The organism is Protofrankia sp. CiP1_Cm_nod3, from assembly GCF_982290655.1.
Window position 1 is genome coordinate 82,117 of sequence record NZ_CEVIVD010000006.1, and the last position, 1,312, is coordinate 83,428.

A 1,312-nucleotide genomic window follows, 5' to 3' on the forward strand; every position below is an offset into this window, starting at 1 on the left:
CTCATATGGATATGCTAATCCCCTCCTACGATCGTGGTAACTCCTTGGTTGAGGTCTTTGTGTCGCACCGTGAATAATATCGTACGGTGTGGCATCATTCGCGAGTGATCATATGGTGTGAGCCGGTTGGATTCGACCCGGGGGCGGTGGGTGTCACCTTGCGGGCTGTTCGATGATGGTGGCGCCGAGGCCGGTTCGTAGCAGGGCCATTGCCGCGTCCTCGCCCGACAGCGGTTCGGCGGCTGAGGTTTCCTGTCCTCCCCAGGCCGGCTTCGCCGACGTGGGGGACGACACCCCGGGCGCGGAAGACACGTCGTGCTGGCTTCGGCTTTCCGGCGAGGAACCAGCGGGCCCGGACGGGTCGTCGGCGGGGAACCACTCGTCGTCGACCGCGTCGTCGGTCTCCGGACCGGTCGCCGAGGCAGCCGATGGCGTTGCCGGACCCACCGGGGCCGTTGCGGGACCCGTCGTCGGACCTGCTGCCGCCGAGCTCCCCGGTGGCGGCGAACCCGCTGGCGGCAGGCCTGCCGGTGGCATGTGCGGCTCGTTCGTGTCGTCGTGAACAGCCACGGGAGTGGGCGAGGCGCTGTGCTGATGCTGTTTTCCGGGCGGTGGTGGCGGTGCGACGGCGTTCGGAGCCGGTTGCGGAGCTGGCCGCACCCATGGCGCCTGCTGCGGGACCGCCCCTGAGACCGTGTCCGGGGCCGTGGATGCCGATGGGTCGCCCACCGGCCGGACAGCCGGCCAGTCGGTGGATGCCGCTTGGCCCCGTGGCGTCGTCGGCGGCGCGGCGACGTGAGGGCCCACGGCACCGGACGCCGTCGGTGGAGCAGACGCCGTCGGTGAAGTGGATGCCGTCGACGCGCCGAAGGCTGTCGACGAACTGAAAGCTGTCGACGGACCGAAGGCCGTTGGCGGGACGGAGGGGCCGCCGGCGGCTGGCCCCGCGCCCGGGTTCGCGGCGCCCGGCCAGCCGCCGGATCCCCCGACGCCGCCCGACGGGCCGACGCCGCCAGAGGGCCCCGCACCTCCGGGCGGCCCGCCTGACGGCCCGCCGCCCGCGGCGATGGTGATCCGCCAGGTGCCGCCGAGGACCTCGGTCAGCGCGGCACACAGGACGTCCACGTTGCTGCCCTGGCCGAACAGCCGGGCGATCGGTGGCGCTGAGAAGGCCAGGACGACCTCGTCACGTCGGACGTCCGCGACCGATGCGTACTCCTGCAACAGGGCATGTGCGGTGCGCGACCGGGTTGCGCGCAGCACGTCGCCCCAGACCGCACGCAGCCGGCCGGCGTCGGTTCCATCGCCCGGC